A 16,691-nucleotide genomic window follows, 5' to 3' on the forward strand; every position below is an offset into this window, starting at 1 on the left:
AATATATCTTATGCGAATTATATATATGGGCTTTCTATTCCTCCCTCTCCACTTTGGCGACTTATCGTCTGGTGGTTTGCGGACAGCGGACGAGCTCTACCTCGGTTTGACCGACCACAAGCTTCAGGCGGTCTGAGTTCGGCATAGAGATCTTGGCCGTCGTGTTGTAGCTGCTTTCTTCGCCTTCCTCGGCGCAAGACGCAGCAGCTTGCCAGCCGCTCTGTGTTCTCTGGAGCCGCTTAAAGGTACAGACCGAGGCATAGGACTCATAACCCTTCGACGTCAGATCGACGATGCCGTTGTCGGTATCCAAAGTGTCGGCTCCACAGTTCTCAAGTGCGTCCGGTCCCGTAGCCCAGCGCCCTTCCCACACCTCGGCGGCAAAGGCAGCTGGAACCGCGATCCCAGCCGAAAAGCCCAGGATTATGAGAAATGCGAATTTTGCGGTTTTCATAGGACTTACAGGCTCTTAGTCGTCAGCTTTACGCCGCGTCCTCGACGACCGTCCAGTTATGCGTGATCTTGGCGACGGCACCCAGCATGATCGAGGCTGAGCAATATTTCTCTTTGGAGAGCTCGATGGCGCGCTCGACCTTGGCTGAAGCCAAATTCCGGCCTTTGACACGGTACTCGATATGGATCGAGGTAAAGACCTTTGGGCCGGTTTCTGCCCGTTCGCCGCTGACCTCGACATCGCAATCGGTGACATCCTCGCGGCCTTTGCGCAGGATCTGCACGACGTCGAACGCCGTGCATCCACCAAGGCCAATCAGCAGCATTTCCATGGGCCGAATGCCGAGGTTGCGGCCGCCATATTCAGGCGCGCCATCCATGACCACAGCGTGTCCGCTGCCAGATTCCCCGACAAACATCATTCCGTCGACCAGTTTGACTCGTGCCTTCATGGTTTTCGCCCCTGATACCTTGATGTTCTTTGAGCATCTTTTGCTCTGATTCCCCATCGGAATCGGGCTATGAAGCGCCAGACGAGTGAGGAAATCCTGGATGAAGCCTTCTTCCGATATCGCGCGGCTTATTGAGATCATGGCGGCCCTGCGGGCGCCCAAGACAGGCTGCCCCTGGGATCTGGAGCAGGATTTCGCGTCCATTGCGCCCTACACGCTCGAGGAAGCCTACGAGGTCGTGGATGCCATCGAGCGCGGCGATCTAGCCGATTTACGAGACGAGTTGGGCGATTTGCTGCTCCAGGTCGTGTTCCACGCTCGCATGGCCGAGGAGCAAGGCGCTTTCGCTTTTCCCGATGTGGTCGAAGCCATTACGCGGAAGCTGATCCGCCGCCATCCACATGTGTTCGGAGAGGCCAAGGATCTCGCACCGGAGCAGGTCAAGGCTCTCTGGGATGAAATCAAGCGGGAGGAAAAGGCCGAGCGTCGTCTGGCGCGGGAAAAGATGGGCCTGCCGCCGGAAGCTCATGAGACCGGTTTCCTGGGGGGAATTCCAACAGCCCTGCCCGCCCTAACCCGCGCCCAGAAGCTGACGGCGAAGGCTGCCAAGGTCGGGTTCGATTGGCCCGAGGCCATTCAAGTGATCGACAAAATTCACGAGGAATTGGAAGAGGTTAAAGAGGCGTCTTCAAGCGGCGATAGAAATCGCATAGAGGATGAGATCGGAGACCTTCTGTTTTCGGTCATCAATCTCGCCCGGCATTATGAGATTGATCCGGAAGCAGCTCTGCGCCGGACCAATGCGAAGTTCGAACGACGCTTTGGAGCTGTCGAGGATGCGCTGAAGCAGCAAGGCCGCAACCTGAGTGAAGCCTCGCTCGAGGAGATGGAAGATCTCTGGATTCAGGCGAAGCTGGATGAGCGGAAAATTTAGACCACTTTAGCGCCAGGGAACCGGTTCAGGAACCGCGGCTCCTTGCCGGGAACCAGGCGCACCTGGAGGAGGGTGCGTCCATTCTCCAGCGCTTTCCGCTCCAGGATCTCAGTGTTTTCATGAAGCCACGCGAGGCCCTGCCCGTCTTCCGGTGCCACATCGACCTCGTAAGTCTGTCGCCCCATGGCGAGATGCTGCTCAATGGTCTCAAGCAGTTCGGACATGCCCTCCCCGGTCAAAGCCGAAATCAGGATTGGCCTACGCTCGATGCCCGTGCGGTGAGATGCGGTTGCAAGCCGCTCCCGATCTTCCGGTGAGAGCAGGTCGGCCTTGTTCCAGACTTCGATGATCCGCCTGCTATCGTCAGGATCGATCCCGAGTTCCCGAAGGACGATGTTCACGTCGCCAGCCTGAGCCTCCGTCTCTCCATGCGAAACATCCCTCACATGCAGGAGGACATCCGCCTCGACCACGTCTTCGAGGGTCGCGCGGAAGGCCGCGACCAGCATGGTCGGCAGGTCCGAGATGAAGCCCACCGTATCGGACAGGATCGCCTTTTCGCCGTGAGGCAGGTCGATGGCACGCGTCGTCGGATCGAGGGTTGCGAACAGCATGTTCTCGGCGAGCACCTCAGCCCGTGTCATTCGGTTGAACAGGGTCGATTTGCCGGCATTGGTGTAGCCCACAAGAGCCACGATCGGGTAAGGCACCCTCCTCCGGCTCGTCCTGTGCAGGGAGCGGGTTTTGACCACGCTTTCGAGATCGCGCTCGATCCGGTTCATACGCTCCTGGATCATGCGGCGGTCGGCCTCGATCTGCGTTTCGCCGGGGCCACCAAGGAAGCCGAAGCCGCCGCGTTGGCGCTCGAGGTGGGTCCAGGAACGGACCAGCCGTCCCTTCTGGTAGGACAGATGCGCCAGCTCGACCTGAAGGGTGCCCTCTTTCGTACGGGCACGCCTGCCGAAAATCTCAAGGATTAGCCCGGTTCTGTCGATGACCTTGGCGCCCCAGGCCTTTTCGAGATTGCGTTGCTGGACCGGACTGAGCGCGCAATCCATCACCACGAGGCCGACTTCCTCCGCGCGGATCAGGGCCGCCAGCTCGTCCACCTTGCCGCTGCCGATATAAGTGGCGGGGCGAGGCGACGAAAGCGGCGCAATCAGGGATTGGACAACGGAGAGATCGATGGCAAGCGCAAGCCCCGATGCCTCTTCCAACCGGGCTTCGGGCGGGCGGGGATTGGATGCTTCGGCGTCCGTATCAACGGAGCCCGAACGGCGCCTGCGGGTGAGGTAGGGACCGACGACAATCGTGCGCGTACCAGCCGCAACCTCTTTCTCAGGTTCGGCAAGCTCTGCGAGACGATGTTCCCCCGGAGTGCGCGGTTCAGTCACCTCAGGCCTTTTCGCCAGCCTCGTCGATCTGGTCGAACAATTGGACGGGCTGCCCCGGCATGATGGTGGAGATGGCGTGCTTGTAAACCAACTGAGAGTGGCCGTCCCTGCGCAGGAGAACGCAGAAATTATCGAACCAAGTGACGACGCCTTGCAGCTTCACGCCGTTTACAAGGAATATCGTCAGGGGAATCTTCTGCTTCCGGACGTAGTTGAGAAAGGTGTCCTGCAGATTCTGCGCGCGATCGCCCGCCATTGAAGTTGCCTCGCCAGCCCATCGCCGCCGGTCTTGGCTATTGGGCCGTCATTATATGGTTGTCCGCTATCGTGCGGTCGTTGACCGGCATGCCTATTACAGGGCGAAGTTGACCATTCGGCAAGAGGGTCTCGCGTGATCTAACCCCTTAGGAACATATTTTCCGTGGATGAGGCCCGCAGAAAGCAGACCACCTTCCGTAACGTTATGTTCAACAGGTGGCGGAGAGATGTCGCTAGCTGCCGATCCCGAGAGATTTCAGCTTGCGGTGAAGGGCCGAGCGCTCCATGCCGATGAACTCCGCCGTACGCGAGATATTGCCGCTGAAACGGGCGATTTGAGCCAAAAGGTATTCCCGCTCGAAGATTTCACGTGCCTCGCGCAAGGGGAGGCTCATGAGTTTCTCACCCCCTGCCCCGCCCGGCGTCGACGGTACGAGCGTGCCGATTTCAGACGGCAGCATATCCGCCGTGATCTCGGCCTCGGGATCGCCGGAGCTAAGGATCATCAGGCGCTCGACATTGTTGCGCAACTGGCGAACGTTGCCGGGCCAATCATGGGACTGAAGGACAGCCATGGCATCCTCGGCTATCCGCCGTTTCGGCAAGCCGGTGGTGGTGGAGATCTGATCCATAAAGAACTCGATCAGTTCCGGCACATCCTCACGCCGCTCAGCCAGTGAAGGCACGCGGATCGGAATGACGCCGAGACGATGGAAAAGATCCTCGCGGAAGTTTCCGGCCGCAATCTCCGCCGGCAGATCGCGGCTCGATGATGAAATGATGCGGACATCCACATGCACGCGCGTCGTTCCGCCGACGCGCTGGAAGTTTTGGTCTACGAGAACACGTAAGATGCGGTTCTGGGTCTCGCGCGGCATGTCGGCGATCTCATCGATATAGAGAGTGCCGCCGTGCGCTTCCTCGAGCGCGCCAACACGGCGCCCCCCGCCCTCCTCACCCTCTGTGCCGAAGAGTTCGGCCTCCATGGTTTCCGGCGTGATATTGGCGCCGGTCAGCACGACGAACGGGCCGTTGGCACGGGTCGACATGCTGTGAACCGTGCGAGCCGTCAGCTCTTTGCCTGAGCCTGGGGAGCCTGTGATGAGGATTCGTGCATTCGTCGGCGCGGCACGCTCAACGGCCTGCCGGAGTTGGTTGATGACGATGGATTTGCCGGCGATACGGCTTGCCTGAATCGAGCGTGAACGCAGATCGCGCACCTCGCGCTTGAGGCGAGACGCTTCGAGAGCGCGCTCGGCGACGAGAACGAGGCGATCCGCCTTAAAGGGCTTCTCGATGAAATCATAGGCACCGGCCTTGATGGCCGAAACCGCAGTCTCGATGTTGCCGTGTCCCGAGATCATCACGACCGGCAGGTCCGGATGCTGAGCCTTGATAATATCCAGCACCTGAAGCCCATCCAGGCGGCTGCCTTGCAGCCAGATGTCGAGGAAGACAAGGTGCGGACGTCGCGATTCAATCGCGGCCAGCGCGTCGTCAGAGGTGCCGGCCGTACGGGTGCGGTGGCCTTCATCTTCGAGAATGCCGGCTACCAGCTCACGAATGTCGATTTCGTCATCGACGACGAGAATATCAGCGCTCATAGGCTTGCTCTGCGAGTTTCGTTGCGCTCCGAGGCGGCAGGTGCCTCTTCCGCTGCAACTTGCTTTATCTTGGGGATCCACATGCGGACCTGACCACCCCGTCCTGCGGGATTGTCGGCAAGGTCCATGCCTCCGCCATGGTCTTCGAGAATTTTAGCAACGATCGGGAGGCCCAATCCGGTCCCTCCCTCGCGGGTCGTCATGTAAGGCTCCAGCAGGCGCTGGCGGCCCTCCACGGGGAAGCCCTTGCCGTTGTCGGTCACGGCCAGGATAAGATAATCCGGGTGCGTGTCGTCCAGCGTCACCGAAATCTTCGGCTGTCCGCGCTCTTCTTCGGGCACGGCTGCAATCGCCTCGGTGGCATTCTTTACGATGTTCGTGACAGCCTGAGAGATCAATCGCCTGTCGAAGGGCGCGATCACTTGGCCCTCCGGGAATTGATCCGAAAACTCGATTTCCGGGTGCGCGATGCGCATCATGAATGTCACCTGGCGGATCGTCTCGGCCAGATCCTCTTGTCCAATCTTGGGTTTCGGCATGCGCGCGAATGATGAGAACTCATCGACCATTCGCTTGATATCATCCACCTGCCGCACGATTGTGTCGGTACATTGATCGAACACCTCGCGGTCGGTCGTGATGACCTTGCCATACTTGCGACGGATACGTTCCGCCGAGAGCTGGATCGGAGTGAGCGGGTTCTTGATCTCGTGCGCGATCCGTCGAGCCACGTCGGCCCACGCGGATGTGCGTTGTGCCGTAACAAGGTCCGTGATGTCGTCGAGGGTGATCACGAGGTCGCGTTTGTCATTGCGGGCCTGTTCGCTCGTGACGCGTACGTTGATGGTCCGCTCCCGGCCCTTCCGAGCAATCTGGATCTGCTCCTGCATCAGGCGCTGGCGGCCCTGGGTCATCTCCACCACCAATTGAGTGACTTCCGGCAGAGCCTCGGTGATGTCTCGGCCGATCAACTGCTCCCGCGTGGTTTGGAGCAGGGCCTCGGTAGAAGGATTGACGATCGTGATCTGCCCGCGCGCATTGATGCCGATCACGCCGGCTGAAACGCCGGCGAGGACAGCCTCCGTGAAGCGCCGCCTGCGGTCGATCACCTCGCTCGCCGCGGTCAGTCCGTCGTGCTGCCGCCGCAGCTCGGAAGTCATCTTGTTGAAGGTTTCGCCCAAGTGTCCCAGATCGCCCTCGCCTCGACGGACGGGCACCTGGACATAGAAATTGCCGGTAGCAACCTGATCGGTCGCATGAATCAGGCGGCGGATGGGGGCAACAAGGTGATTGGCAAAGTTCAACCCGAACCAGATCGCCGACAAAAGAACAATGAGCGTGATCAAGATAAACATGGAGGCGAAGGCGAACTGGAGCCCTGCCTTTCTCTGATCCAGCGCATCGTAGAAGGCGACACCGCTTTCAGCCACGGCCGGGAATTCCATGGCCTGCCTATCAACTTCACGAGCAACATAAAGAATACGGCCGCTATTGTCGTCGAGTTTCAGAACCGAGCGCAGGATATTGGTGGAACCGGGGAGCAGGCAGACAGGGTCTTGTGTGTTTGCTTCTGAAATATCTGCCAGAGTCAGGTCGGGCAAGTTCGGCAGCGGCTTCACGACGGCCTTTTCGACCACGGCACCGTTCGAATCTACAATCATCGCGACCGGAAGGCCCAGGAGCCTAGCTCGCGTGCTCATGAATGCGCGAAAAAAGTTCTGATCGACGTTATAATAAGCAATGGCGCGGCTGACATCCGCAGCCATCAATTGCGTTTCGCGAGCAAGGGTTCGGCATTGCATCTCGCGATAGGAGTGCGCGATGGCCACCGTGTTGACCATCAGATCTTTGATCTGGCCCGTAAGCCGGGAATCCATCCCGCGCTCGAAGGAAACCGAGGCGACGCCAGCGATAAGAATGGCGGGCACACCGGCAACCAGGCTGAGTAGTCCGACGATCCTTACATGAAGGCCTGCTGCGGCAGCGCCCTGTAGCCTTGCCCGAATAATCTTCTGTGCCTGCCAGGCGACGATTCCGAGAAGCAGGGCAATGAGGGCGGCGTTCACAATGAACACCCCTTGCACAACAGCATTCGTCGGGAGAACAGGAGTTGCACCGGCCAAAATCAGGAAGGTCGCCAATGCCGAAGCAAGGGCGATCGGAACAGCAATATAGCCGACCCAGGCCAGCTTGCTCGGGCCCTGGGCCGGTTCCGCCGCTTGGCGCTGTTCGTGAATGCTCTGGTCGGTCAAGACGTGAGGCCCCGCAAAACAGGGTGCCTCGGTGCAGCACCCTTTAGTGGGTGATGCACCAACACAACACTGTGGTCAAATTATTACAGTTTTCGATTTAACCCCGATTAGTCCGTACCACCATCAATTCCAAGTCTCGCACCTTCTTCCGTAAGGTGTTGCGGTTGACGCCCAGGAGTTCCGCCGCGCGGATCTGATTGCCTCTGGTGGCAGCCAGGGCCGCGCCGATCAGGGGCCCTTCGATCTCGCGCAGGATTCGGTGATAGAGGCCGGGAGGCGGCAGGGTATCCCGGAAGCCGGAGAAATACTCCGCCAGGTGACGCTCCACAGCCTCGGAGAGCCCCTCGGAGCCCGCCTGGGCCTGTGCGGTAGCCTTGCCCACCGGCTGGGGTGGCAGAAGGGGCTGGGCATCGAGTTCCGTGTCGATGATCGCTCCGGTGATCATATCCTGCGGATAGAGGGCAGCGAGGCGCCGAACGAGGTTTTCCAGCTCGCGCACGTTCCCGGGCCAGCGATAGCGCTTCAGCCGGTCCATGGCCTCCACATCAAGCTGCTTTCTCGAAAGCCCCTCCTTCTCCACGAGGGTGAAGAAATGGCGCGCGAGATCGGGAATGTCTTCGACACGCTCGCGCAGGGGCGGCAGCCGCAAGGGAACGACATTGAGACGGAAATAGAGATCCTCTCGGAACAGGCCCTGCTGGATCAGTATTCGCAGATCCTTGTTCGTCGCCGCAACGATACGAACATTCGTCTTGATCGGTACCCTGCCGCCGACTGTGGTGTACTCGCCTTGCTGGAGAACGCGCAGGAGACGTGTCTGCGCTTCCATGGGCATGTCGCCGATCTCATCGAGGAAAAGCGTGCCGCCTTCAGCCTGCTCGAAGCGTCCGGTGTTGCGCGCGGTTGCGCCGGTAAAGGCCCCCTTCTCGTGCCCGAAGAGTTCGGACTCGATCAGTTCGCGCGGGATGGCCGCCATGTTCACTGCAACAAACGGCCCCTGACGGCGCTTGCCGTAATCATGCAGCGCCTTGGCGACGAGTTCCTTGCCAGTGCCGGACTCGCCCGTAATCATCACCGTGAGATCCGTCGGCATGAGACGGGCGAGTGCCCGATAGATTTCCTGCATCGCATGGGAGCGGCCAACGAGAGGGATGTCCTCGTTCTCGACGGGATTGGCGCCCGACACGGCCGTCCTAGGGCGAGAGAGCGCACGGCCCACGACCGCAACCAGCTCCTTCAGATCGAACGGCTTCGGTAGATATTCGTAGGCGCCGCGCTCGGAGGCCTTGATCGCCGTCATGAACGTGTTCTGCGCGCTCATGACGATGATGGGAAGTTCCGGCCGCAGCTTCTTGATGCGCGGCAGAAGGTCGAAGGCATTCTCATCCGGCATCATCACGTCTGTGATGACGATATCGCCCTCCCCTTGTGCGACCCAGCGCCAAAGCGTCGCCGCGTTGCTGGTAGAGCGAACCTCGTATCCCGCCCTGGACAAGGCTTGGTTCAGCACCGTCCTGATGGCGGCATCATCATCGGCGAGGAGAATTTGTCCGCTGGGCATGTATGTCCTCACATATCGGTGTCGCCACCGGCGGTGGCCCGGTGCATGGGCAGGAGAATTCGGAAGGTCGTGCGCCTGGGCGCCGGTTCGCATTCGATGATGCCGCCGTGGTCGCCCACAATTTTGGCGACAAGGGCCAGGCCGAGGCCGCTGCCCTGAACCTTTGTGGTGACGAAGGGATCGAAGAGATCGCTCATCAGTTCCGGAGGAATTCCGGGGCCATTGTCGCTGACGCTGAGTTCGATAGGTAGGCTCACGCGCTCCTGAGCGCCTGGCACCTGAAGTCTGACGCCGGTTCGGAAGGCGGTCGACAGGGTGATCTCCCCTTCCGTCGCATCGATTCCCACTGCTTCGGCGGCATTCTTCACGAGGTTCAGGATCACCTGGATAAGTTGGTCCCTGTTGCCGAGGACCGGCGGCAACGAAGGATCGTAGTTCTCGACAAAGCGGATGTGGCGGGCAAAACCGGATTGAGCCAAACGCTTCACGTGGTCGAGGACGCCGTGAATATTGACGGGGCCGCGCTCGACAGGACGCTCCTCTCCGAAGAGCTCCATTCTTTCGACGAGCTTCACGATCCTGTCCGTCTCGTCGCAGATCAGCCGCGTGAGAAGCCGGTCATCCTCATCCGCCGATTGCTCGAGAAGTTGCGCGGCACCGCGAATGCCTGAAAGTGGATTCTTGATCTCATGCGCCAGCAAGGCGCCGAGCGCAGTAATCGACCTGGCTGCTCCACGATGAGTCAGTTGCCGGTTCATCTTGTCCGCAATGGTGCGCTCCTGCAGCATCACCACGACGTTGTCGCTGCCGTCGCCCAAGGGGGTCGCGAACACATCCACGATCCGCTCAGGCCCCAGTCGCGGACTTCCGATATCGACCCTGTGCTCGCTGACGCTGGAACCTCGTTGCCGCACATCCTCCACGAGGCTCATGACAGGGGAGCCGAAGGGCAGGAAATCCGTGAGCTTCTGGCGCTGCATCATGCGCAGGCTCACTTCGAAGAAAGCCTCGGCGGCGGCATTGGCATGAACGATCTGGTGCTCCTCGCCAATGGTCAGGACCGGCAAAGGCAACGCGTTCATGATGAGATCGTTGATAGCCACCGTCATGCCGCATCCCGCTCTTGATGATTATAAAGGGAACGCAACAGCGACATGACGAAGGTCGGATCGTCCGACGTCACCAACCCGGTCCGAATGCTCTGTGCCACATGGAAACCCGCCTGGATGGCAGCATCGGCATAGGCCGCAAGATGCTTGCGCGCATGCCGAATGCCGATCTTGGCACCATAAAGCGCGAGCAATCCTTCGTAATGCTCCAAAGCCAATGCGGTTTTTTCCTCGGAGCTTGGCTCGGGAATGACGCGACCCTGGAGAGCAGCGCCGATCTGGGCGACGATCCACGGCCGGCCTACCGCTGAGCGGCCGATCATCACGGCATTTGCTTGAGAGAGGGCAAGGCACGCCTGGGCGTCTTCAAGCGTGCCGATGTCGCCATTGGCGATAACGGGAATGCTGACGGCATTCACGACAGGAGAGATGGCACTCCAATCTGCCCGCCCCTTGTAGAATTGCTGCCGCGTGCGGCCATGGACCGTCACGGCCTTGACGCCGAGCGCCTCGGCCCGCTGGGCGAGTTCCGGCGCATTGATGGAATCGTGATCCCAACCCAGGCGCATCTTCACCGTGACCGGCACGGAGACGGCGTTAACGGTTGCCTCGATCAGACGGCACGCATGGTCGAGATCTCGCATCAAGGCGGAGCCCGAATAGCCTCCGATCACCCGCTTGGCGGGGCAGCCCATGTTGATGTCGATGATCCGTGCCCCAGCCGCCTCGGCGACCTTGGCCCCCTCCGCCATCCAGCGCGGCTCGCACCCAGCCAGCTGGACGACATGCGGTTCGATTCCCGCTCCCTCCGCCCGAAGCTGCGCTTCCTCCGAGCCCTGAACGAGCTCGTCGGAGGCCACCATCTCGGAAACGACCAGCCCAGCCCCTAAGCGCTTGGCAATGCGCCGGAAAACCACATCCGTAACGCCGGAAAGAGGCGCGAGAACAGCCGGGAAGCCCATTGTAATCGGGCCTACCTGGATGTTGTCGCCTATTTTTTGATCAGGTTTCATTGTGCCTATTTACTAGCCATTCTCAGTCTGAGCGCAAGCCCCAAGCTGGGGGATTTGCCTTCTTTCTGAGTCACGCTTAGGAGAACTCTCACCCTGGAGAGCCTACTTGATGTCAGTCGCCGCCCTCATCGTTGCAGCAGGACGTGGTTCCAGAGCCGGCGATGGCATCCCCAAGCAATACCGCTCCTTGGGGGGGAGGCCTGTCTTGGCGCGAACGCTGGAAGCCTTCCTGCAACACCCGAGAGTCGAGCGGACGCTCGTCGTGATCCACCCGGACGATCTGGACCTCTATCAAGAAAGCACCGCAGCTCTGCCCGAGGAGCTGGGCGAGCACCTTCTTGCCGTGGCCTATGGGGGAGAGACGCGGCAGGATTCGGTTCGGAATGGACTGGAAGCCTTAAGCGAACTCACCCCTAAGCATGTGCTCATCCACGACGCGGCGCGTCCGTTCGTGAATGCTTCCCTCATCGACCGCGCCGTCGAGGCCGTAGAAGAATGGGGCGGAGCCGTCCCCGGCATAACAGTCACAGACACGATCAAGGTAATCGGATCTCGAAGCGAAGTGGTATCGACGCCGGAACGGGCGAGCTTGCGGGCGGCGCAAACGCCCCAGGTCTTCAACTTCACGCCTTTGCTTAGCGCCCATCGCAAAGCGGCGGCAGCGATGCTCACGAATTTCACGGATGATGGCGCTCTGGCGGAATGGGCCGGCCTCCCGGTGCATGTGTTCCACGGCGATGCGGACAACATCAAGCTCACCCATTCCTCCGACTTTCCAGAGGCCGAGAGGCGCTTGCGAGGCTTATCCATGGCTTATGTGACCAGACTCGGCACCGGTTTCGACGTTCATGCCTTCGGTGACGGCGATCATATCTGGCTCGGCGGTATCAAGGTGCCGCACGACCGAGGCGTGGTGGCTCATTCGGACGGCGATGTCATTCTTCATGCCCTGACGGATGCGCTGCTGGGCGCTCTCGCGAACGGCGATATCGGAACCCATTTCCCGCCAAGCGATCCGCAGTGGAAAGACGCATCCTCCGACCGCTTCCTAGCTCACGCAGTCGAACTGGTGCGCGGTCGTGGAGGATTGGTCGATCATCTGGATGCGACGCTGCTTTGCGAGAAGCCGCGTCTCGGCCCGCATCGGGAGACGATGCGCCACCGGATCGCGGAAATCGCCGGCCTTCGGATCGATCAGGTTTCGCTCAAAGCTACGACGACGGAGAAGCTCGGCTTTACGGGCCGCAGCGAAGGCATTGCCGCTCAGGCTGCGGCGACGATCCGCTTGCCGGAGGTGCCGCATGAATCCTGACCTGAAGCAACGGGCGGCCGATCTGCTCAAGGCTTATGAGCGGAAGGGTTTGAAGATCGCGACCGCAGAATCCTGCACGGGCGGTCTCGTGGCCGCCTTGCTGACCGAGATTGCCGGATCGTCCACTGTGGTGGAACGGGGTTTCGTGACCTATTCCAACGAGGCGAAAACGGAACTGATCGGCGTGTCTGCCGACCTCATTGCCGCTCATGGCGCAGTGAGCGAGCCAGTGGCACGCGCCATGGCGGAAGGGGCGCTTGCTCATTCCCACGCCGATGTGGCGGTTGGCATTACCGGGATCGCAGGGCCAGGCGGAGGTTCGGCAGCGAAGCCCGTTGGGCTCGTACATTTCGGTCTGGCGCGGAAGGGGTTCGCGACAATCCATCTGGAGCGTCGTTACGGGGATCTCGGGCGTGAGGCGGTGCGGAGTAGCGCGGTTGAAGATGCATTGAACCTTTTCGAGCAGGCTCTCTATCTGGGATGAGGCGACCTTCCATCCCTGAGATTATGGGGCAGATCGTCCTGCTCATCCTCTTCGCCGCGTTGAGCGCAGATTTGTTCTCCGCTCTGCATGTGCTGCCCTGCGGGCATCCCGATGCGGGACACGGTTGCTATCCTTGGGGCACAGGAGCCGGTGGAAGCTTCTGGTACTATCGGTCAAAAGAACTTTATGTCGGCTCCGCACTCGTTCAGCTGATTGGTATCGCGCTTGCGGCATTTGCACCGCTATGGGCTCCAAATCCAAGATCCGGTTTGCTGGCCCTGATCCTCATTGCCGTGTCAGTACCTCTGCTCATCCAAGTGATCGGTTTGATCCTCTAATCGATCAGGCTGCCACGCCACCCATTACCCAAAGACTGTATCCGCGCGCTGCTCAAAGGCTTCGGTAAATTTGCGGAAGGCCTTTTCGAAAACGGTACCCATAAGAAGGCTGAGAGCAAAGCTCTTGAACTCGTAGTTGATGTAGAACTCCACCTCGCATCCGCCCGGCGCGTCGCGGAAAGTCCAGCGGTTCTCGAGATATTTGAACGGCCCATCCACGTATTCGACCTGGATGCGCAGGCGCGGCTCGTCAAGAGTGACGCGGGTGGTGAAGCTCTCGTTGATCGCCTTGTAGCCTACGCGCATGGTGGCGACGAGCGTCTCCACGCCCTCCCCGCTCTGCACGCGGCGGATGATGCGCAGTTCCTCGCAGAGCGGCAGGAACTCCGGATAGCGCTCCACATCCGCGACGAGGGCGAACATCTGGGCCGGCTTGTGCTTGACGGTTCGCGTCATGCGAAAGGTCGGCATTCAGGCGGCCTCCTTGACAGGTGTGAGAGCGGCCATCAAACCCGGAATTTCTGAACGGGAGCGCAGCACGAAAGCTCGCTGGCTAGGGCGCAAACGTTCGATCATACGAGCCGTCTTGGGGCGCATCTTGTCGGAATAGGACCAGATCCAGCGCATGAACGACCAGTCGAATTTTTCAGGTCCGGCAACACCGAGATCAGCTCGCGAGCGTCCGTAATTCATCGCCACGCGCCAAAGCACGGACAGTGCGCAGCGCCAGCGCGGCAGGTCGAGCCAGACGATATCAGTGGCACGAGGGACTCGGATGTCGAAGGTCGAAGCATAGTTGCCGTCCATGACCCAGGCGGGGCGAGAAGCGAGAACGGTCACGCGCTCGCGCCATTCGGAGCGCGCAGGCGTAGACCAACCCGGACCGAAATATTCCCGGTCGAGATGGATCAGCGGTAATCCAAGCCGCTCACTGAGTTGGCGCGCCAGGGTGCTCTTGCCCGCACCCGGGCATCCGATGACGAGAATACGCTGCATGCCCCATCCGCTAGCTTTAGCCGAGCTTGGCGAGACGGGCCGCCTTGAGCTTGGCAAAATCCTCGCCTGCATGATGCGAGGAACGCGTCAGCGGGGTCGAGGAGACGAGGGAGAACCCTTTGGCATAGGCGGTGGTTTCAAAAGCCTTGAACTCGTCCGGCGTGACGAAGCGGATCACAGGATGGTGCTTCTTTGTCGGCTGCAGGTATTGGCCGATGGTCATGAAGTCCACATCCGCCGAGCGCAGGTCGTCCATGAGCTGGAGAACCTCGTTCCGCTCCTCGCCGAGGCCGACCATGATGCCGGACTTGGTAAAGATGGTGGGGTCGATCTCCTTAACCTGCTGCAGCAGGCGGATGGAGTGGAAATAGCGCGCGCCGGGGCGGACCTTCAGGTACTTCGAGGGCACGGTCTCAAGATTGTGGTTGAATACGTCCGGCCGGGCCTTCACGACGATCTCCAGCGCGCCGGGCTTCCGTAGGAAGTCGGGTGTCAGAATCTCGATGGTGGTCTTCGGCGAACGGGCGCGGATGGCGTTGATCACGTCAGCAAAGTGCTGCGCCCCTCCGTCGGCTAGGTCGTCGCGGTCCACTGAGGTGATGACCACGTGCTCGAGGCCGAGCTTCTCTACGGCCTTCGCCACGCTCTCCGGCTCGTTCGGATCGAGGGCCTGCGGCAGGCCGGTCTTCACGTTGCAGAAGGCGCAGGCGCGGGTGCAAGTGTCGCCCATGATCATGAAGGTGGCGTGCTTCTTCTCCCAGCACTCACCGATATTGGGGCAGCCTGCCTCTTCGCAGACCGTCACGAGCTTGTTCTCGCGCACAATGCGGTTGGTTTCAGCCCATTTGGGCGAGCCCGGAGCCTTCACGCGGATCCATTCGGGTTTTCGCTGCTGAACAGGCTGATCCGGCCGGTGCGCCTTCTCGGGGTGGCGGGGGCGGTTATCCTTGTTCAGAAGGTCGAGAACGACGGCCATGAATAAAACCCTAAATCGAAGGAGCCCTGCTCCTTCCGGTTGCGCCTGATTTAAGGGTTTTGGTGCCCTTTCGCAAATGCTCAGATACGAGAGGCGATCCCCGCAAACAGCATGGCTGAGGGAAACCCGCCCTTGTCCCTTGAAAGATAGGAGACTTTTCGGCTGGGCCGGCTCACGCCCTTTCGAGCGTAAGGCCCTTTACCAGCCCGGATTCGGATGGGAGCAAAATAACCCAAAAGAGGCCGCTCCCGGAAAAGTCCGAAATCTGGACAGCGGTATCCTGCAGGAGCACACTCTCGCCCGTTGGGAACCCTACCCATTCCGCGCCAGGAGAGACGCCATGCAGATCATCTCCAACCGTGTGCGTGTTTCTTCGAACAGCTCGGCCCCGATCCGGGAGTTTATCTTCCAGTCCCGCTATGCTGAAAGGCGTCATGAGCCAGGCATATGCGACTTCACGCTGGGCAACCCTCACGAAATGCCTTTGCCCGGGATCGTCGATGCGATCCAGCGCCATGCCGTGCCGCACGACAAGGACTGGTTCGCCTATAAGACGAGCGAGCCCGAGCCGCAGGCGTTCCTGGCCGAGTGCTTGACGGAAGAACTGTCGTTGCCCTTCGAGCCTGCCGACATTGCGTTGACCAATGGCGGGTTTGCCGCCATCGCCGTTGCGCTTCGCTTGCTGCTCGATGTCGGGGATGAGGCGATCTTCCCGGTGCCGGCGTGGTTCAACTATGAGGCAATGCTACTGGCGGCAGATTCCGTGCCAAAGAAGGTGAATCTCCAGGGCGCACGCTTCGACCTCGACCTCTCCGCCATTGAAGAGGCTATCACATCCCGAACCCGCCTCGTCATCATCAACTCGCCCCACAACCCGACGGGACGCATTTATGGCCGATCCGAGCTTGAGAGGCTCGCCAGGATGCTGGACCGGGCATCCGAGCGGATCGGACATCGCATCTTGATCCTCTCGGACGAACCCTATCGCCGCATCCGCTTCGATAATCACGAATTCACCAGCCCCGCCAAGATCTATCCGTGGACTTTGATCGCTTACAGCTATGGCAAGGTTCTGCTCGCTCCCGGCCAGCGACTGGGCTATCTGGCCGTTTCGCCTTTGATGCCGCGCGAGGAGCGGCAGGCTCTTCAGCAAAATTTCTTTTCCGCTCAGAAGAACCTGGGATGGTGCTTTCCCAATGCGGTGATGCAGTACGCATTACCGGATCTCGAGAAACTGAGCATCGACATGACGGCCCTCGCAAGCAAGCGTCGACTGATGACAGAGACATTGGGGGGAGCGGGCTACGAAGTGCTTCGGCCCGAGGGAACCTTCTACATGTTCTGCAAATATCCGAACGGTGACGCACAACAGTTTCTCGATGCATTGGCGGATCATGACGTGTTCGTTCTGCCGGGTCGTATCGTGGATGCTCCCGACCACTTCCGCATTAGTCTCACCGCCTCCGCGGACATGGTCGCGCGCAGCCTCCCTATCTTCGCGGATGTTGCAGGAACAATGCGGAAAAAACATCAACCCGCGGCATAACCGTTTGCC

17 protein-coding genes are annotated in these 16,691 nt (G+C 60.2%); 5 read left to right on the forward strand and 12 right to left on the reverse strand.

Annotation, left to right across the window (positions count from 1 at the left end; genetic code table 11):
• Nucleotides 1-61: 61 nt before the first annotated feature.
• Complete coding sequence (locus MHY87_RS13105) at nucleotides 62-454, reverse strand: hypothetical protein (RefSeq protein ID WP_239352355.1); 393 nt, start codon at nucleotides 452-454, stop codon at nucleotides 62-64.
• 28 nt (nucleotides 455-482) lie between these two features.
• Nucleotides 483-905 carry an OsmC family protein gene (locus MHY87_RS13110; protein WP_239352721.1) on the reverse strand — a complete coding sequence of 141 codons (423 nt, stop codon included), beginning with the start codon at nucleotides 903-905 and terminating at the stop codon, nucleotides 483-485.
• 100 nt (nucleotides 906-1,005) lie between these two features.
• Between MHY87_RS13110 and mazG the strand changes: the two genes are divergently transcribed.
• The gene (mazG, locus tag MHY87_RS13115) at nucleotides 1,006-1,839 is read left to right on the forward strand and encodes a nucleoside triphosphate pyrophosphohydrolase (RefSeq protein ID WP_239352356.1); all 834 of its coding nucleotides are present in this window, start codon (nucleotides 1,006-1,008) and stop codon (nucleotides 1,837-1,839) included.
• Here the strand turns inward: mazG and hflX are convergent.
• From hflX to dusB, 7 genes are all read right to left on the reverse strand, one after another.
• On the reverse strand, nucleotides 1,836-3,233 hold the full coding sequence (hflX, locus tag MHY87_RS13120; RefSeq protein ID WP_239352357.1) for a GTPase HflX: 1,398 nt from the start codon (nucleotides 3,231-3,233) through the stop codon (nucleotides 1,836-1,838). The genes mazG and hflX overlap by 4 nt on opposite strands.
• A 1-nt stretch (nucleotide 3,234) precedes the next feature.
• A complete protein-coding gene (gene hfq / locus MHY87_RS13125) occupies nucleotides 3,235-3,489 on the reverse strand; it encodes an RNA chaperone Hfq (RefSeq protein ID WP_009491222.1) in 255 nt (84 codons plus the stop codon).
• 235 nt (nucleotides 3,490-3,724) lie between these two features.
• Nucleotides 3,725-5,095 (reverse strand): sigma-54 dependent transcriptional regulator, encoded by a 1,371-nt coding sequence (locus MHY87_RS13130; protein ID WP_239352358.1) that lies wholly within the window; start codon nucleotides 5,093-5,095, stop codon nucleotides 3,725-3,727.
• Nucleotides 5,092-7,347, reverse strand: a complete 2,256-nt coding sequence (locus MHY87_RS13135) for a PAS domain-containing sensor histidine kinase (RefSeq protein WP_239352359.1) — start codon at nucleotides 7,345-7,347, stop codon at nucleotides 5,092-5,094. Before MHY87_RS13135 ends, MHY87_RS13130 begins: the two co-directional genes overlap by 4 nt.
• A 97-nt stretch (nucleotides 7,348-7,444) precedes the next feature.
• On the reverse strand, nucleotides 7,445-8,908 hold the full coding sequence (ntrC, locus tag MHY87_RS13140; protein ID WP_239352360.1) for a nitrogen regulation protein NR(I): 1,464 nt from the start codon (nucleotides 8,906-8,908) through the stop codon (nucleotides 7,445-7,447).
• A gap of 8 nt (nucleotides 8,909-8,916) precedes the next feature.
• On the reverse strand, nucleotides 8,917-10,017 hold the full coding sequence (locus MHY87_RS13145; protein WP_239352362.1) for a nitrogen regulation protein NR(II): 1,101 nt from the start codon (nucleotides 10,015-10,017) through the stop codon (nucleotides 8,917-8,919).
• Nucleotides 10,014-11,030 (reverse strand): tRNA dihydrouridine synthase DusB, encoded by a 1,017-nt coding sequence (gene dusB, locus MHY87_RS13150; protein ID WP_239352364.1) that lies wholly within the window; start codon nucleotides 11,028-11,030, stop codon nucleotides 10,014-10,016. Before dusB ends, MHY87_RS13145 begins: the two co-directional genes overlap by 4 nt.
• Nucleotides 11,031-11,139: 109 nt before the next feature.
• Here dusB and MHY87_RS13155 point away from each other — a divergent pair, with 109 nt between their 5' ends.
• From MHY87_RS13155 to MHY87_RS13165, 3 genes are read left to right on the forward strand one after another with little or no spacing between them, the layout of a single operon-like run.
• Entirely contained in the window at nucleotides 11,140-12,342 is a 1,203-nt protein-coding gene (locus MHY87_RS13155) for a bifunctional 2-C-methyl-D-erythritol 4-phosphate cytidylyltransferase/2-C-methyl-D-erythritol 2,4-cyclodiphosphate synthase (protein WP_239352366.1), read from the forward strand.
• A complete protein-coding gene (locus tag MHY87_RS13160; protein ID WP_239352368.1) occupies nucleotides 12,332-12,826 on the forward strand; it encodes a CinA family protein in 495 nt (164 codons plus the stop codon). Before MHY87_RS13155 ends, MHY87_RS13160 begins: the two co-directional genes overlap by 11 nt.
• A gap of 23 nt (nucleotides 12,827-12,849) precedes the next feature.
• Nucleotides 12,850-13,164, forward strand: coding sequence for a hypothetical protein (locus tag MHY87_RS13165; protein ID WP_239352370.1), 315 nt, complete (start codon nucleotides 12,850-12,852; stop codon nucleotides 13,162-13,164).
• Between the two features lie 24 nt (nucleotides 13,165-13,188).
• Here the strand turns inward: MHY87_RS13165 and MHY87_RS13170 are convergent, their stop codons facing one another.
• The 3 genes from MHY87_RS13170 to lipA are packed head-to-tail and all read right to left on the reverse strand — an operon-like array spanning nucleotide 13,189 to nucleotide 15,136.
• On the reverse strand, nucleotides 13,189-13,635 hold the full coding sequence (locus MHY87_RS13170; protein ID WP_239352372.1) for a type II toxin-antitoxin system RatA family toxin: 447 nt from the start codon (nucleotides 13,633-13,635) through the stop codon (nucleotides 13,189-13,191).
• Entirely contained in the window at nucleotides 13,636-14,160 is a 525-nt protein-coding gene (locus MHY87_RS13175; protein WP_239352374.1) for an AAA family ATPase, read from the reverse strand. It lies immediately after the preceding gene.
• 16 nt (nucleotides 14,161-14,176) lie between these two features.
• Nucleotides 14,177-15,136 carry a lipoyl synthase gene (gene lipA, locus MHY87_RS13180; RefSeq protein ID WP_239352376.1) on the reverse strand — a complete coding sequence of 320 codons (960 nt, stop codon included), beginning with the start codon at nucleotides 15,134-15,136 and terminating at the stop codon, nucleotides 14,177-14,179.
• Nucleotides 15,137-15,476: 340 nt separating this feature from the next.
• Between lipA and MHY87_RS13185 the strand changes: the two genes are divergently transcribed.
• On the forward strand, nucleotides 15,477-16,682 hold the full coding sequence (locus MHY87_RS13185) for an aminotransferase class I/II-fold pyridoxal phosphate-dependent enzyme (RefSeq protein ID WP_239352378.1): 1,206 nt from the start codon (nucleotides 15,477-15,479) through the stop codon (nucleotides 16,680-16,682).
• Nucleotides 16,683-16,691: the final 9 nt, after the last annotated feature.

It is taken from the genome of Microvirga sp. ACRRW (assembly GCF_022346925.1).
GTDB lineage: Bacteria > Pseudomonadota > Alphaproteobacteria > Rhizobiales > Beijerinckiaceae > Microvirga.

Coding starts and splice junctions, on each gene's coding strand:
- mazG (WP_239352356.1), top strand. CDS start 1,006: ATGAAGCCTTCTTCCGATATCGCGCGGCTTATTGAGATCATGGCGGCC.
- MHY87_RS13155 (WP_239352366.1), top strand. CDS start 11,140: ATGTCAGTCGCCGCCCTCATCGTTGCAGCAGGACGTGGTTCCAGAGCC.
- lipA (WP_239352376.1), bottom strand. CDS start 15,136: ATGGCCGTCGTTCTCGACCTTCTGAACAAGGATAACCGCCCCCGCCAC.
- MHY87_RS13130 (WP_239352358.1), bottom strand. CDS start 5,095: ATGAGCGCTGATATTCTCGTCGTCGATGACGAAATCGACATTCGTGAG.
- MHY87_RS13145 (WP_239352362.1), bottom strand. CDS start 10,017: ATGACGGTGGCTATCAACGATCTCATCATGAACGCGTTGCCTTTGCCG.
- MHY87_RS13185 (WP_239352378.1), top strand. CDS start 15,477: ATGCAGATCATCTCCAACCGTGTGCGTGTTTCTTCGAACAGCTCGGCC.
- MHY87_RS13175 (WP_239352374.1), bottom strand. CDS start 14,160: ATGCAGCGTATTCTCGTCATCGGATGCCCGGGTGCGGGCAAGAGCACC.
- MHY87_RS13105 (WP_239352355.1), bottom strand. CDS start 454: ATGAAAACCGCAAAATTCGCATTTCTCATAATCCTGGGCTTTTCGGCT.
- ntrC (WP_239352360.1), bottom strand. CDS start 8,908: ATGCCCAGCGGACAAATTCTCCTCGCCGATGATGATGCCGCCATCAGG.
- MHY87_RS13160 (WP_239352368.1), top strand. CDS start 12,332: ATGAATCCTGACCTGAAGCAACGGGCGGCCGATCTGCTCAAGGCTTAT.
- dusB (WP_239352364.1), bottom strand. CDS start 11,030: ATGAAACCTGATCAAAAAATAGGCGACAACATCCAGGTAGGCCCGATT.
- MHY87_RS13170 (WP_239352372.1), bottom strand. CDS start 13,635: ATGCCGACCTTTCGCATGACGCGAACCGTCAAGCACAAGCCGGCCCAG.
- MHY87_RS13110 (WP_239352721.1), bottom strand. CDS start 905: ATGAAGGCACGAGTCAAACTGGTCGACGGAATGATGTTTGTCGGGGAA.
- hfq (WP_009491222.1), bottom strand. CDS start 3,489: ATGGCGGGCGATCGCGCGCAGAATCTGCAGGACACCTTTCTCAACTAC.
- MHY87_RS13165 (WP_239352370.1), top strand. CDS start 12,850: ATGGGGCAGATCGTCCTGCTCATCCTCTTCGCCGCGTTGAGCGCAGAT.